The organism is Catenibacterium sp. co_0103, from assembly GCF_004168205.1.
Classification (GTDB): domain Bacteria; phylum Bacillota_I; class Bacilli_A; order Erysipelotrichales; family Coprobacillaceae; genus Catenibacterium; species Catenibacterium mitsuoka_A.
In genome coordinates this window covers 34,828-47,146 of record NZ_RCYB01000002.1, presented here as the reverse complement: position 1 = coordinate 47,146, position 12,319 = coordinate 34,828, and the positions used below count along the sequence as shown (strand labels likewise).

The following is a 12,319-nucleotide window of genomic DNA, read 5'->3' as shown; positions in this document are numbered from 1 at the left end:
CCGTTGTGTAAATAACAATAGCGTATAGCTCTTGTTCAATTAGATGTTATCACACAAAGCGGCTATTGTCAAACCTCGTTATTATATCTTTGCTATTTATCATTGATGAATAATTCTTTTATTTTATTATCAACTAAATCAAGAATTAGGCTATCAGCAATCAAATTTTTGATTGGATCATAATGATTTACAGGTTTTTTTATTCTTATTTTACTTACTGTTGTAATATTTTGTACCAATGCAAATGATTTTTTATTCTTGTTAATGTATATGTTTGCGACTTTTTTAAATTCATTAACATTATTGATGACTTTTTGAACGTCTTCAACGTTGTATTCATTTGCATCAGATGAATCCAAATTTGCTAATGCTGTATATAATTCTCTAGTAATATTTAATAATTGCGGATAAACCTGTTTCGAAACAAAATTTCCTATATCTAAATAGTAAGGTTTTTCTTTGGAACTTAGTGGTATGACAGTCAAGACACCATTATTAGGGGAGTCTTTCTTTGTTATTACAATTGCAAAATGTTTGCCACGTAATTCACTACCCATAGAAGGACTAAAGTCAATCAATACAATCTGTCCACGTTTGTATCTTTGATATTTCATTTTCTTTTCTTGCATATAATTTATAATCCTCCTATCAATTTATATTACATCACTTTGGAAAGCGACGGCTCTTCCGATAACCCTAACTTGATTCAACTGCTCTCCAGTAAGGATTATATCCTGATACTTTGGATTCTCAGGCTTTAGAATAACTAAATTCTGTTCACGATAATAGAAGAATCTTTTTAGTGTAGCCTCATCATCTATGATTACTACAGCAATCTCTCCGTTCTCTACTATGTCAGTTTTCTTCACAAAGACAATATCACCGTCATGGATCCTTGCATTTATCATACTGTCGCCCTGGCACTGTAGACAGAAATCAGCACCAATATCAGTGCCGACCATTATATAGCTTTCTCTGTCTTCATCCGCAAAGATAGGCTCACCACATGCTACCTTTCCAAGAAAAGGTAGTTTTATTTTGTCTAGTTTATAGATGTTATCTACTGTTTCAGTTGCTTCTGTCTCGTAATCCCATCCCATTAACTCGCCAGGAGTTGTTTCTAAAGCATTGGCAAAAGCCAAAATTTTAGACTGTGGAAGGTCAACATTACCCTTTTCTATTTTTGCAATCATGCTCTTATCTGCATACCCCATTTTTAAAGCAAGGTCAGTTTGAGTCATCTTCAATTGTTGCCTTCTTCTCTTAATATTTTTGTATAGTTCAAGCATTAATATGTACCTCCTTTCTTTAATTATATAATATCCCATGTTGTAAAATTATTCAACATTTTTGTTGAAAAGGTTGACACACATGCAACTGTGATGTATAGTTGAAGTAGGTTGAAAGAAATGCAACTTAAGAAAGGAGAAACAAAATGACGGATATAGTTAAATTAAAAAAAGCAATAGATGACAGTGGAATGACTATGACTGCCATTGCTAAAAAAGGCGGAATAGCAAGAGAAACATTGTATAATCGTCTGAATGGAATTGGTGAGTTCACTGCCTCTGAAATTGTCGGACTTAGTTACGCATTGAAATTAACCAAAAGACAAAGGGACGAAATTTTTTTAACCGAAAAGTTGAACTAAATGCAACTACATAGAGAAAGGAGAAACAAAAATGAACGAAGTACAATTATTTAATTTTGAAAATCATGAAGTAAGGAGTCTTTTAATTAACAGTGAGCCTTGGTTTGTTGGCAAAGATGTGGCAAAGATTCTTGGGTATAAAGATACCTCAGACGCTTTAAAAAAACATGTTGATGGAGAAGATAAGCTGACAAGGCGATTCGCCGACTCAGGTCAAAGCCGTGAAATGTATATCATCAACGAATCTGGTCTATACAGCTTAGTCCTCTCAAGCAAATTACCAAGTGCCAAGAAATTCAAGCGCTGGGTAACAAGTGAAGTTTTGCCAACATTAAGAAAAACAGGGCAGTACCAAGTGAAAGAGTTGAGTGGCTCAGAATTAATGGCTAAAGCGCTGATTGAAGCGCAGAATGTCTTAGCTGCTAAAGACAAGCAGATTGAGGAAATGAAACCTAAAGCATTATTCGCTGATGCAGTAGCCACTAGCCATACATCTATCCTTGTTGGTGAACTTGCTAAAATCTTAAAGCAGAATGGCATTGACATGGGTCAGAAGCGTTTATTTGCATGGCTCAGAGAAAAAGGCTATCTGATCAAGCGCCAGGGCACTGATTACAACATGCCTACACAGAAGGCTATGGATCTCGGTCTATTTGAAATCAAGGAAGGCTCTTACGTCAACGGCTCAGGAGTAAATATTACTACTAAGACGCCTAAGGTTACTGGCAAGGGTCAGCAGTATTTCATCAATAAATTCTTAGCAAAGGAGTGTGAGAAAAATGTGTAAACAGGCTTCGAACTTGCAAATGTTTGATGTGATTAAGAAACAGTGGGCTGATAGAAATGACATCATGATTTTAGCAAGTTGCAGTGAAGCAAAGGCTTCTAGACTTAAGAAAGAGATGACCGAGAAAGTACTTAAGTCTGGTAAAAGACTTCATGACAGTAGACATTTGCCGATGAAACTGGTTATCGATTATCTTGGGATTGATGAAAAAAGGATCATCAAAAATGCGAATATTGAACATGAGATGATTCTAAAAGAAAAACAATTGAATAAATAGCTTTAGTTGCTCGTAGGCACCTAAGGCTAGGAGACAAATAATAATTCGTAGAATGAACTGCAATACATAATTTAACATTTCTCTTTTTGGGTAATTCCATTGACTATACATACCTACTGTATACGGTCTCCTGGCGCTAAGTGCTTATGAGCACAAAAAAAAGAACACACGACAGACATCGTGTGCTCCCACTCAATCTTGGAAAAGATTGATAAAAATCAGACAGTGCTAATTATAGCACAGAAAGAGGAAATTATGAATAGTAAAAGAATCTTATTAATCACAATTAATTTGTTTGTTTTAGGCATGGTTATTTCAATGATTAGTACAGGCACAAATTGGGATAGTACAGCCGCACATGTCTTAAGTGCTTTCTCATTAGGATTAAACATCTTATTTTTGGAATATATCGGATTAAAGGGGGATAAATAATCATGATCAAACACGTAGAAACACCATTCCTACACCTTGAGATTAAAAACGGGAACTGTGAAGTAACAGGAACAGGAAACACATGGCAGTACCTCTTGCTATTTGCTTACATCGTTAAAGCTGCCAAAGAAGGACGCTTCACTAATGGGTTTGACGCTGAAGGAGAAAAAAAGGAATTCAATAGAATTATAAATAAGGTGTATGAAAGTCCAGATGATGCAATTGAGGCATTTGGACCATTAGGAGATGTAAATACAATCTCCGATATCTTAGAAGCGCTAGACAGATTGTTTGAAGGGGATTACGTAGATGGAGAATAAGAAAGATATTCTAGAGAGCCTTTTTGAGACTCTCACTAGAACTAGAAAGTGGCGAGATGAAATCGCTGAAATGCTTTACCACAAGGATAAGAACGGCAATGAAGAGGTCACTGTCAGACTTTATGAAGGTAATGAAGAAGTGTTCATTGATGTTACTGGGGACAGTGGCATGGCTCTCATTAAAGATGTTATTAATGCTTTAGAGGCTATGTAATATGTGGAAATGGGATATATACAAGCCTCTTCCTCCATATGAGGAATTAGCTCGTAGACTGAATAGATTCATGTATGACGATATGCTTGAACGCAGAAAAATCTATGATGAAGTAACAGGCGATGATCTATATAACATCCAAGTACACCAGTACATGGATAACTCCACAAGGGTCAGAATCATCTATCTTGATGATACTGCTCACACGGTAACTCGAATCATCGATGTGACAGGCATGAAAGTATCAGAAGCATATGAATTCGTTGTAAAAAACATTAGTCATTCAGATGTCAAAAAGATTTCAAAAGAAGAAGTAGATGCAATCGATGCTGTTGAAGGCAAAGTAAGAAGAAGATACCTGTATGCATATGTTCATTCTCCAGAATGCTTTGAATGCACAAAGGTGCGCTTAGGTATTGATTAATGATTGAATTCAAAAATCTATTCGATTGCATTTATGAAGAGATTCCCAAGACAAAAGAAGGGTGGCTCTCTCAGAGAAGGAAGGGGATTGGCGGTTCAGATGCCGGCATAATTGAAGGTGTCAACCGTTACACAACTTTACACGAACTTTGGGAAGACAAGACAGGCAGACAAAAAAGACCTCAGGTTTCAAATCACGCTATTGAGATGGGGAACCGCCTAGAGCCTGTAATGTTCAACCTGTTTGAGGCACTCTATGGTGATGACTATGAAGTCATTGATACAAAGGATTACTCCTTATCCAGGAAAGATAAGGAATGGATGCGAGCCAACTTGGACGGCGCTCTTATTCGAAAGGAAGATGGATCAACAGGGATTTTAGAAATTAAGTCAACAACCATTAACAAGTGGCAGTACTTCCAAGAAGAGTGGGGCGATGATTCAATGCCTCAGACATATTACTGTCAGTGCTTGCACTATATGAATGTGACAGGCGCTGAATTCGTTGTCTTATTCGCTATTGCTATGATGCCGTGGTGCGATGAAACCAAGACAATTATTAGAAGAATTGAAAGAAGCGAGGTGCTTTTGGATTTAATGCAGCTAGAAGCAGATGAAGAAGCCTTCTGGAAAAAGCACATCGTGGAAGATATTGAACCAAATTTTATTTAAAGGAGAAAAAGAATGAGATTTAAGGAAGAAATCAAAGACCGCTTATATGGCGGTCACATCGGAATCGAAACAGACAAGATTGATTTTGAGATTCTCAAGGTCATGCTTGCTGATGATCACAAGAAGATTGCAGATGGAAAGCCAGTAACTGAACTAGCATGGCCTTTTGGAGCAATTACAGCACTCACTGCAGTTAATGACAATGGTGAAGTATTCGCTGACAAGCAGATTGACATCAGATACGAACAGGTGAAGTTCAGGGATGCAATCATTGAAGAAGAAGATACACAGCCTATTGATGCCGATGTCAATGAAGTGGCTGAAATGCCTAGTTTAAGCGTTGTGAAGGTCATTCCAGCGCAGATTGAAGGATGTAACGTAAAACACTTCAAAGAGGCTGTAAAGTCTTATTTGAAGCGCTATGACGGCATTGTAGTGACTGCAGACAACTATAAAGAGTTATCTGATGTTGTTTCTAAACTGAAGAAAGAAAAAGACAATGTCAATGAAAGCAAAAAGGCAGTCAAAAAAGAAGCGATGAAAGTCTACACAGACTTCGAGAACGATATGAAAGAAGTTCTTAAGATGTTTGATGCTTCTATTAGTTCATTATCTAGTGATATTAAGGAATTTACAGATAAGGAAGTAGCAGAGAATGAAATGGTTGTAAGAAAACTCTGTAATGAGGCTCTTAATTATTATGTGCATAGAGATGACTTTGATGGATACTGTGCAACTAAGGTTTTCTCTATTGATCCACGCTGGAGTTCATTAAAGAAGTTTATCAACAGCAAGAAACCAACCAAAGCATTAGTAGATGCAATCAAACAGGAATGCGAAAGAACTAAAGAAACATATAAATCATATATGCAGCGCTGTGAGTCTTTAGACATCTATTTAGAGGCTAGATGTAAAGAAACTGATGTTGATCAAGAGATGATTGATGTAAGTGTCTATAAAGATAAGTTAAGAGACGGCTCTTTTGAAGACATTAAGCCACTCCTAGAAAGAAGATTTAGAGAAATCATCAATAGACGAGATGAACAGGAACATCAGAAGAAAGAAGAAGCAAAGAAGGAAGAAGTTAAGCAGCAGGAAAAGCCTGTGAATGTTTCTTCAGAAGAAAAAGAGCTAAAGATGTTGGTTGGTAAAATCGTAGGAACAAAAGCAGCACTAAATGAGTTGAAAACATCTCTAGACTACCTCAAAGCAAAATATGATGGTTGTTTCGATTATGATTTAAGATTCCCTAGAAAGAAAGAAGGTAAATAAAAATGACAGTTAAAAACAGTTTAAGAAAAGACACAACAAACAAAGCAAAATTCAGTACTTTTATCGCAAGCCCAGCAGTACAGAGAAAAATCAATGATGTTGTTGGCGGTAAGAATGGAACACGTTTCATCGCTTCTATTACTTCTACAGTTGTCAATGATCCAAAGCTTCAGGAGTGTGAGCCTAATAGTATCATTACTGCTGCATTCCTTGGCGAAGCGCTCAACTTATCGCCTTCTCCTCAGTTAGGACAGTACTACTTTGTACCTTACAAGACTAAGAGAGGAACAGTTGCACAGTTCCAATTAGGTTATAAAGGCTACATTCAGCTAGCCATCAGAAGTGGACAGTATAGAAAGTTAAATGTTATTTCAATTAAGGAAGGTGAATTAATCCGTTACGACCCTCTTAATGAAGAGATTGAAGTCAGATTAATTGATGATGAACTTGTAAGAGAGAACGCTAAGACAGTCGGCTATTATGCAATGTTTGAATATACAAACGGCTTTAGAAAAACAATGTACTGGTCAAAAGAGAAGATGGAAGCACATGCGCTTAAGTATTCTCAAGGATATGCAGCAGACAAAAGAAAAGGCACTAACTGGACATTCTGGTCTAAAGATTTTGACGGAATGGCATACAAGACTATGCTACGTCAGCTGATCAGTAAGTGGGGTATCATGTCAATTGATCTGCAGAATGCTATTGATGCTGATATGGCGGTAATCAATAGTGATGGTACAAAAGAGTATGTTGATGCTCCTGTTACATTTGTAAACGAGGAAGAACCACAGGAAGAAGCACCTAAAGCAATCGCAAATGAAAGTTCAGCGCCTAAAGCACTACAGCCACATGAAGAATCTGACAAGGTTCTTGAAGATGCTGGAGTCAATACTGATTTCGGCGATGCTGAATTCGGTGACTTCGATGATGGTTATGATTATGAACAGTTCTAATTAAAGAAAGGAAGACATGAAAGATGGATGAAAAAAGAAGATGGATCAAGTTATACATGATGGACTACGACGAAGTCTATCATGATTCAAAAATGCTACACCTTTGGATTGACATCCTTCTTCATGCCAATCCTGTTGATTACTATCATCATGGCCAGCTTATTAAAAGAGGACAATGTATCTTGTCTCTAAGACAGGTATCAGAAAGATGCGGGATGGCAAAAAACACTATTACTAAATATCTTCATCTCTTAGAAGAGTGCGGAAAAATCAAATTAGATATATCTAGAAAAGGCACTCTTATAACAGTTGAGAACTGGGATAAATATCAGAACCGTGTCTCACCAAGTGTCCTAAAAATAGGACAAGAGGTAGGACAAGAGGTAGGACAAGAGGTAGGACAAGAGGTAGGACAAGAGGTAGGACAAGAGGTAGGACGTAATAAGAATAAAAGAATAAAAGAAATAAAGAATAAAAGAAGACTGTCTGTCAGTGACTCTGACTTGTCTGATTTAAAATCTTTTCTTATTGAAAATGACTTTGAAGAAGTTGCCGATGAAGTAATAGAAACATGTAAACTCTATGGACTTGAGAAAATAACCAATCTAAAGAACTTTGCTTTAGCAGTAGCAAAAGAAAAGAAATGGTACCAGAAGAAAAAGAAACTTAAAAAAAGAGTAACTGAAGAGGATAAAGAAGAATTAAGACGATTAACGGAAGAACTAGGAGGGGATTTATAATGACAATTGTGAATGATAGGAAGTTAGAAGCAGTCGCTAAATTCATTGGTGAAACGGAAGTCGAAGGCAATTGTATTTGTGACAATTTTAATGAAGTACTAGAAGAAAATAAAATCAATGTTCCTTGTACCGCTAGCAATTGCAAAAGCAACTGTCCATTCTATTCAAAAGAGAACTTCTTAAATTGGATTAAGAAGCCAACTAAGAAGTTAAGCATTAGAGAGGTTAAGAGACCTAAAGAAAGAGATTTTAGCCTTTTTTTAGACACAAAAGGTAAATCGTTAGTAAATTATAAAGAATATGCCGAAGCATTAGAAAGATACTGCACTGATTTGGAAAACATATTCGCCAACCTCGAATATGATCTAGACAATGCAGAATGTGAAAATAGAGAGCTAACAGAAAAGTTAGAGAAGGTTAGAGGTGTTCTTGATGGCAATGATTGAAGTGGATGAAAAGAAACTAGATGCAGTATTGAATAACTCGCTGATTAGTTGTTTAGGTATATCTAGTGATTATTTTGGCGATAGATCATGCGAAGAGTTCAATCTTGAAGTCAAATCATTTTCGTGCTCATTATGCTGCCTTAAGAATAAGCAGAGCATTAAAGAGTGGTTGAAAGAAGATTAATTATTTTGGAGGTAGATTAATATGCTAAATGCGGAAAAGAATAAGAAAGTAATACTAGATCTTACAGAAGGAGGCTATTATTTTGCGGTTAGAAAAGATGGACAAAATATTGCAAGAAGCTGTGATGGTCTTAACTGTGAAGACTGTATTTTTGATGAAGAAGAGGATTGCGGTTGCAGTTTTTCGCGTATGAAATGGATGCTCTCTGAATATAAAGAGACTGCCAAATTAAGTAAATTGGAATATGAGTTTTTAAAATGGTCTGAAAAGAAAGGTCATAAATACATTGTAAGAGATAAGATAAATCATTTATTTATCTTTAAAGACGCACCGATAAAACGCGAAAATTGTTGGGTTCCTGAAAGTTCATACTGTTCTATAGCGTTATTCGACAACTTATTCAAATTTATAAAACAGGAAGATGAAGAACCAATAGCAATCAAGGATATTTTAGAGAATTGTGAGGTGGTCAATGATGCTGAAGAATAAAGAAGAGAGAACCTCATTCTTAAGAAATGAGAAGAACTGGGAAGTTGAGTATTTAACACCTGATATTAAAATGCTGACTTTAAAATTAACACCTAAACTATATGTCAGAAAAATTCAAGTGATGGGTTTTAATAAATATTTTAAAAAAAGTGGATGGTATACGCAGTTTACTAAGTTCTTTTATCCTGATGATCTATATTATAGTCCTAATACTTCCGATACAGAATTATTGCGATATTTAACTGCGCATAAAAATGATGATTACATTGAAGACTTAGAAGCGAAAGGAGAACAGTAAAATAACATGAACACTATTTCAATGGAATTACACCAGGAACAGATTACAGAATTACAAAGTCAGATTGAAGAACTAGAAAGTGAAAAGCATTGCTTAGAAGAAGAGTTGGAAGATGCAAACGAAGAATATAGAGAACTAGAAGAAGCATGCCAAGATTTAAAAAAAGAAAACAACACACTTAAAAGAAAGTGCAAGAGCCTTTTCAAGGCAAACCAAACTCTGTTGAATATTTACAATGGGGACTCAAAAAAGATATATGATCTTCAGAATTTGAATAATAAACTTGTTAAAAACTGTAAAAAGGCTAACAGAGATTTCTTTATTCTCGCAGCAGCATATGTTGCTACACTAGCGTTAATGATTTACTTATTTATCAGATAGGAGAGGATGATTATGCCAAATATTTATAGAACATGCAGATATAAAAATGAAAATTATCTATTTCACTGCCTCGAACAGTTTTCGAATGTTATTGGTCCTTCTGTCGCTATTGGTGGACATCTAGGAGGACAGATTAGTCATGTATTCGCTCTAATCGAAGATAGAAAAGGAAATATCCAACGAGTAGATCCTACGATGATTACATTCACTGATGATGAATTTAGTAAATATTTTTTAGAATAGTTAAGAAAGGAATGAAATAGATGTTTTTATTGCAGGTATTAGGAAATGTATTTTGTGTGTTTGCTATTCTCATGCTGATTATTGGTATTCTTATTGCAATATCAGTGATTGCTATTGCAGTTTTCGTTATCGTGTCAATGATTGTGAATGGCATCGAAGAAGATAAGGAGAATAATAACTTATGACAATAAATGACAAGGAGGAACACTATTAATGCTTAATCGTGCTTTATTAGTCGGAAGACTTACAAGAGACCCTGAACTAAGAAGAACAGGGAGTGGAAAGGCAGTCACTTCTTTCAATCTAGCAGTAGAAAGAAACTTCAAGAGCGATGATCAGGAGGCTGACTTCATTAATTGTGTGTGCTGGGGGAAGATTGCAGAAAACACAGAGCGCTATTGCTCTAAAGGTTCCCTCGTTTCTGTTGATGGTCGCATTCAGACAAGAAACTATGAGAACAATCAAGGTCAGAAGGTATATGTTACTGAGGTAATTGCTGACTCTGTACAGTTTATTAATACAAAGAGGGATAGTAATACAGCCACTGCATCACAAGCGCAAACCAATAGTTATCTGCATAATGAACCAATTCAGCAGTTTGAGGATGAAGGCTTAATCATGGATGAAGAGGATATCCAATTCTAATGAGCAAGTACAACTCAAGAAAGACTACAGTTGACGGCTTTACATTCGATTCCAAGAAGGAAGCAAAACGCTATTTGGAATTAAAGCAGATGGAAAAAGACGGATTAATTCATAATCTACAATTACAGGTACCTTTTGAGTTAATCCCTCCTTTTGAAATTGAGATTGATGGCAAAAAGAGAAAAAGAAGAAAGATGGAGTATATTGCTGACTTCGTCTATTACATCAATAACGTTAAAGTTGTGGAAGATGTCAAAGGCAGAAAAACAGAAGTATATAAGATTAAGAAAAAGATTTTTGAATATAAGTTCAAAACAACGATAAAGGAGACATAGAAAAATGATAAGAACTGGTTCTTATTATGCATACAATGCAGATGATGGCAGCTTTTTAGCATGTGGGAGCAGTAATAAAATGAAGAAGTTCTTTGGAATCTCAAACGATACTCTTAGAATCCATTCAAAAAATGGTAAGATATACAATTCAAATAAATATGATCTTCACCTAAAGATTAAGTGGTTCGATGGAGTTATTAAAGATATTGAACCAACAATTAAACTTAAACCAAGGCCAAAACCACAGATAGAAAGAAAACCAAATAAATTAAAATGTAACTTCGTAGAAGTGTTCAAAGTATTCAAGCATCAAGAAGCGGAAGAAGAAAAAGAACACATGAGAAATAATTTTTCTGTTATCAATCTAGAAAGAGTTAGATTTGAACTAAAAAAGCATGCAAAAGAATCATATCCTTACAGAATTGCGTTCTATACTAAGAAATCGCCAACAACTTTGGTATTCGATGAATATTTTCTTTCGTTGGAGTTAGCAGAGCAGCGTATGGAATATCTGAAGAACTTCAAAGGCAAAAAAGACAATGGAGACTTCTGGTATGACGGTGTTAATTACGAAGCAGATAGAGTTATCATTGCAACAAGAACACGAAATAATAGAAATATGATTATTTCTTTAGATGATATATCTACCAAAAAAACTGACTATGACGAATATCTGGAACTAGCTAGATTCATTCAATCAGAATTCATCAGATAATCAAGCAGGGCATTGAGTTCTTTATTAGATTTTATATACTATCAAGAAAATTTATTAGGACCCCTCATACTTAATAGATTCTTTTCTAAAAGCAAGATCCTCTCATGGATTCGATGCCCTAACATATTTTTCTATTCTAAAACCAACAAACAACAGCAGTGTCATGGCTTTGCTTCCATCTCATTCACCTTCTTTCGCAAAGAATAAGAGTATGAAGCGCTAATTTTGCTATCCAACTATAAAGTTATGATGTTGCTGGGAGAAGAGAAGACACAAATTGAAAACCAATAGGAAGAGTAAAGGACTGTTTTCTTCTTCTCCAGAAAGGAGGTTAATTTTTGTTTTTTATTTTATTTGTACTGGTGATAGTGATTTATTTATTTTTTATTTTTGAGTAATCAGGAGGTAACGTATGACAGCCGAAGAAGTCAGAACATATTTAAAATCATATAGGAATCTAAAAGACAAAGCAGACTATCTACAGAATAAGTTAATAAACGTTAAAGCAATCTCATATAGAGACAGTCCAACAGGTTCATACAGTGAGCCCAAGACACAGAATGACTATATATTGATGAAGGATAAGTGTTTAGAAGAAATGGCTCTCATACGTCAAAATATAGATAAACTAGATGATATCAATCATAGGGATGTACTCTTTTATCGATACATCGAACTAATGAGTATCTATGATACTGCTGACATGCTGCATGTATCGCAGAGAACAGCAGAGAAGTATATACATGATGCAATTGAAAAGATGATTGTTATTTTATCTTAACGTGAATACACGGTTATAAACGTTAAACGGCGCAACATTGCGCATTTAAATGTTATAT

Annotated in this window: 24 protein-coding genes; 22 read left to right on the top strand and 2 right to left on the bottom strand. The window is 35.4% G+C overall.

Annotated elements, in window-relative coordinates; genetic code table 11:
• Positions 1–92 precede the first annotated feature (92 nt).
• Together EAI80_RS00775 and EAI80_RS00770 are read right to left on the bottom strand one after the other, a co-directional pair.
• Complete coding sequence (locus EAI80_RS00775) at positions 93–629, bottom strand: type II toxin-antitoxin system PemK/MazF family toxin (protein WP_129980569.1); 537 nt, start codon at positions 627–629, stop codon at positions 93–95.
• Positions 630–653: 24 nt separating this feature from the next.
• A complete protein-coding gene (locus EAI80_RS00770) occupies positions 654–1,289 on the bottom strand; it encodes a LexA family transcriptional regulator (protein WP_161220248.1) in 636 nt (211 codons plus the stop codon).
• 146 nt (positions 1,290–1,435) lie between these two features.
• Between EAI80_RS00770 and EAI80_RS00765 the strand changes: the two genes are divergently transcribed.
• The 22 genes from EAI80_RS00765 to EAI80_RS00670 all read left to right on the top strand — a co-directional run bounded on the left by EAI80_RS00765 (position 1,436) and on the right by EAI80_RS00670 (position 12,261).
• Positions 1,436–1,651 carry a helix-turn-helix domain-containing protein gene (locus EAI80_RS00765; protein WP_129980567.1) on the top strand — a complete coding sequence of 72 codons (216 nt, stop codon included), beginning with the start codon at positions 1,436–1,438 and terminating at the stop codon, positions 1,649–1,651.
• A gap of 31 nt (positions 1,652–1,682) precedes the next feature.
• Entirely contained in the window at positions 1,683–2,438 is a 756-nt protein-coding gene (locus EAI80_RS00760; RefSeq protein WP_129980566.1) for a phage antirepressor, read from the top strand.
• Entirely contained in the window at positions 2,431–2,715 is a 285-nt protein-coding gene (locus tag EAI80_RS00755) for a hypothetical protein (protein WP_129980565.1), read from the top strand. Before EAI80_RS00760 ends, EAI80_RS00755 begins: the two co-directional genes overlap by 8 nt.
• 255 nt (positions 2,716–2,970) lie before the next feature.
• The gene (locus tag EAI80_RS13265) at positions 2,971–3,147 is read left to right on the top strand and encodes a hypothetical protein (protein ID WP_161220247.1); all 177 of its coding nucleotides are present in this window, start codon (positions 2,971–2,973) and stop codon (positions 3,145–3,147) included.
• A gap of 2 nt (positions 3,148–3,149) precedes the next feature.
• Positions 3,150–3,467: a hypothetical protein gene (locus tag EAI80_RS00750; RefSeq protein ID WP_129980564.1), complete on the top strand. Its 318-nt coding sequence runs from the start codon at positions 3,150–3,152 to the stop codon at positions 3,465–3,467.
• A complete protein-coding gene (locus tag EAI80_RS00745) occupies positions 3,457–3,681 on the top strand; it encodes a hypothetical protein (protein WP_129980563.1) in 225 nt (74 codons plus the stop codon). Before EAI80_RS00750 ends, EAI80_RS00745 begins: the two co-directional genes overlap by 11 nt.
• Position 3,682: 1 nt before the next feature.
• Positions 3,683–4,105 carry a hypothetical protein gene (locus EAI80_RS00740; RefSeq protein WP_129980562.1) on the top strand — a complete coding sequence of 141 codons (423 nt, stop codon included), beginning with the start codon at positions 3,683–3,685 and terminating at the stop codon, positions 4,103–4,105.
• Positions 4,105–4,776 carry a YqaJ viral recombinase family protein gene (locus EAI80_RS00735; protein ID WP_129980561.1) on the top strand — a complete coding sequence of 224 codons (672 nt, stop codon included), beginning with the start codon at positions 4,105–4,107 and terminating at the stop codon, positions 4,774–4,776. The genes EAI80_RS00740 and EAI80_RS00735 overlap by 1 nt, the downstream gene beginning before the upstream one ends.
• A gap of 12 nt (positions 4,777–4,788) precedes the next feature.
• Complete coding sequence (locus EAI80_RS00730; protein ID WP_129980560.1) at positions 4,789–6,048, top strand: DUF1351 domain-containing protein; 1,260 nt, start codon at positions 4,789–4,791, stop codon at positions 6,046–6,048.
• Positions 6,049–6,050: 2 nt separating this feature from the next.
• Complete coding sequence (locus EAI80_RS00725) at positions 6,051–7,004, top strand: recombinase RecT (RefSeq protein WP_129980559.1); 954 nt, start codon at positions 6,051–6,053, stop codon at positions 7,002–7,004.
• A 23-nt stretch (positions 7,005–7,027) separates the two neighbouring features.
• Positions 7,028–7,744 (top strand): hypothetical protein, encoded by a 717-nt coding sequence (locus EAI80_RS00720; protein ID WP_129980558.1) that lies wholly within the window; start codon positions 7,028–7,030, stop codon positions 7,742–7,744.
• Positions 7,744–8,190, top strand: coding sequence for a hypothetical protein (locus EAI80_RS00715; RefSeq protein ID WP_129980557.1), 447 nt, complete (start codon positions 7,744–7,746; stop codon positions 8,188–8,190). Before EAI80_RS00720 ends, EAI80_RS00715 begins: the two co-directional genes overlap by 1 nt.
• The gene (locus EAI80_RS00710) at positions 8,177–8,374 is read left to right on the top strand and encodes a hypothetical protein (RefSeq protein WP_129980556.1); all 198 of its coding nucleotides are present in this window, start codon (positions 8,177–8,179) and stop codon (positions 8,372–8,374) included. Before EAI80_RS00715 ends, EAI80_RS00710 begins: the two co-directional genes overlap by 14 nt.
• A 21-nt stretch (positions 8,375–8,395) precedes the next feature.
• Positions 8,396–8,863 carry a hypothetical protein gene (locus EAI80_RS00705; RefSeq protein WP_129980555.1) on the top strand — a complete coding sequence of 156 codons (468 nt, stop codon included), beginning with the start codon at positions 8,396–8,398 and terminating at the stop codon, positions 8,861–8,863.
• A complete protein-coding gene (locus EAI80_RS00700) occupies positions 8,850–9,161 on the top strand; it encodes a hypothetical protein (RefSeq protein ID WP_129980554.1) in 312 nt (103 codons plus the stop codon). The genes EAI80_RS00705 and EAI80_RS00700 overlap by 14 nt, the downstream gene beginning before the upstream one ends.
• Positions 9,162–9,167: 6 nt before the next feature.
• Complete coding sequence (locus EAI80_RS00695) at positions 9,168–9,542, top strand: hypothetical protein (protein WP_129980553.1); 375 nt, start codon at positions 9,168–9,170, stop codon at positions 9,540–9,542.
• Positions 9,543–9,554: 12 nt separating this feature from the next.
• Positions 9,555–9,785, top strand: coding sequence for a hypothetical protein (locus EAI80_RS00690; protein ID WP_129980552.1), 231 nt, complete (start codon positions 9,555–9,557; stop codon positions 9,783–9,785).
• A 20-nt stretch (positions 9,786–9,805) separates the two neighbouring features.
• A complete protein-coding gene (locus tag EAI80_RS13260; protein ID WP_161220246.1) occupies positions 9,806–9,970 on the top strand; it encodes a hypothetical protein in 165 nt (54 codons plus the stop codon).
• A gap of 28 nt (positions 9,971–9,998) precedes the next feature.
• Positions 9,999–10,430 carry a single-stranded DNA-binding protein gene (ssb, locus tag EAI80_RS00685; protein WP_129980551.1) on the top strand — a complete coding sequence of 144 codons (432 nt, stop codon included), beginning with the start codon at positions 9,999–10,001 and terminating at the stop codon, positions 10,428–10,430.
• Positions 10,430–10,765: a DUF1064 domain-containing protein gene (locus tag EAI80_RS00680; RefSeq protein WP_129980550.1), complete on the top strand. Its 336-nt coding sequence runs from the start codon at positions 10,430–10,432 to the stop codon at positions 10,763–10,765. Before ssb ends, EAI80_RS00680 begins: the two co-directional genes overlap by 1 nt.
• 4 nt (positions 10,766–10,769) lie before the next feature.
• Positions 10,770–11,480, top strand: coding sequence for a hypothetical protein (locus EAI80_RS00675; RefSeq protein WP_129980549.1), 711 nt, complete (start codon positions 10,770–10,772; stop codon positions 11,478–11,480).
• 412 nt (positions 11,481–11,892) lie between these two features.
• Positions 11,893–12,261 (top strand): hypothetical protein, encoded by a 369-nt coding sequence (locus tag EAI80_RS00670; RefSeq protein ID WP_129980548.1) that lies wholly within the window; start codon positions 11,893–11,895, stop codon positions 12,259–12,261.
• Positions 12,262–12,319 lie beyond the last annotated feature (58 nt).

Coding starts and splice junctions, on each gene's coding strand:
- EAI80_RS00775 (WP_129980569.1), bottom strand. CDS start 629: ATGCAAGAAAAGAAAATGAAATATCAAAGATACAAACGTGGACAGATT.
- EAI80_RS00770 (WP_161220248.1), bottom strand. CDS start 1,289: ATGCTTGAACTATACAAAAATATTAAGAGAAGAAGGCAACAATTGAAG.
- EAI80_RS00765 (WP_129980567.1), top strand. CDS start 1,436: ATGACGGATATAGTTAAATTAAAAAAAGCAATAGATGACAGTGGAATG.
- EAI80_RS00760 (WP_129980566.1), top strand. CDS start 1,683: ATGAACGAAGTACAATTATTTAATTTTGAAAATCATGAAGTAAGGAGT.
- EAI80_RS00755 (WP_129980565.1), top strand. CDS start 2,431: ATGTGTAAACAGGCTTCGAACTTGCAAATGTTTGATGTGATTAAGAAA.
- EAI80_RS13265 (WP_161220247.1), top strand. CDS start 2,971: ATGAATAGTAAAAGAATCTTATTAATCACAATTAATTTGTTTGTTTTA.
- EAI80_RS00750 (WP_129980564.1), top strand. CDS start 3,150: ATGATCAAACACGTAGAAACACCATTCCTACACCTTGAGATTAAAAAC.
- EAI80_RS00745 (WP_129980563.1), top strand. CDS start 3,457: ATGGAGAATAAGAAAGATATTCTAGAGAGCCTTTTTGAGACTCTCACT.
- EAI80_RS00740 (WP_129980562.1), top strand. CDS start 3,683: ATGTGGAAATGGGATATATACAAGCCTCTTCCTCCATATGAGGAATTA.
- EAI80_RS00735 (WP_129980561.1), top strand. CDS start 4,105: ATGATTGAATTCAAAAATCTATTCGATTGCATTTATGAAGAGATTCCC.
- EAI80_RS00730 (WP_129980560.1), top strand. CDS start 4,789: ATGAGATTTAAGGAAGAAATCAAAGACCGCTTATATGGCGGTCACATC.
- EAI80_RS00725 (WP_129980559.1), top strand. CDS start 6,051: ATGACAGTTAAAAACAGTTTAAGAAAAGACACAACAAACAAAGCAAAA.
- EAI80_RS00720 (WP_129980558.1), top strand. CDS start 7,028: ATGGATGAAAAAAGAAGATGGATCAAGTTATACATGATGGACTACGAC.
- EAI80_RS00715 (WP_129980557.1), top strand. CDS start 7,744: ATGACAATTGTGAATGATAGGAAGTTAGAAGCAGTCGCTAAATTCATT.
- EAI80_RS00710 (WP_129980556.1), top strand. CDS start 8,177: ATGGCAATGATTGAAGTGGATGAAAAGAAACTAGATGCAGTATTGAAT.
- EAI80_RS00705 (WP_129980555.1), top strand. CDS start 8,396: ATGCTAAATGCGGAAAAGAATAAGAAAGTAATACTAGATCTTACAGAA.
- EAI80_RS00700 (WP_129980554.1), top strand. CDS start 8,850: ATGCTGAAGAATAAAGAAGAGAGAACCTCATTCTTAAGAAATGAGAAG.
- EAI80_RS00695 (WP_129980553.1), top strand. CDS start 9,168: ATGAACACTATTTCAATGGAATTACACCAGGAACAGATTACAGAATTA.
- EAI80_RS00690 (WP_129980552.1), top strand. CDS start 9,555: ATGCCAAATATTTATAGAACATGCAGATATAAAAATGAAAATTATCTA.
- EAI80_RS13260 (WP_161220246.1), top strand. CDS start 9,806: ATGTTTTTATTGCAGGTATTAGGAAATGTATTTTGTGTGTTTGCTATT.
- ssb (WP_129980551.1), top strand. CDS start 9,999: ATGCTTAATCGTGCTTTATTAGTCGGAAGACTTACAAGAGACCCTGAA.
- EAI80_RS00680 (WP_129980550.1), top strand. CDS start 10,430: ATGAGCAAGTACAACTCAAGAAAGACTACAGTTGACGGCTTTACATTC.
- EAI80_RS00675 (WP_129980549.1), top strand. CDS start 10,770: ATGATAAGAACTGGTTCTTATTATGCATACAATGCAGATGATGGCAGC.
- EAI80_RS00670 (WP_129980548.1), top strand. CDS start 11,893: ATGACAGCCGAAGAAGTCAGAACATATTTAAAATCATATAGGAATCTA.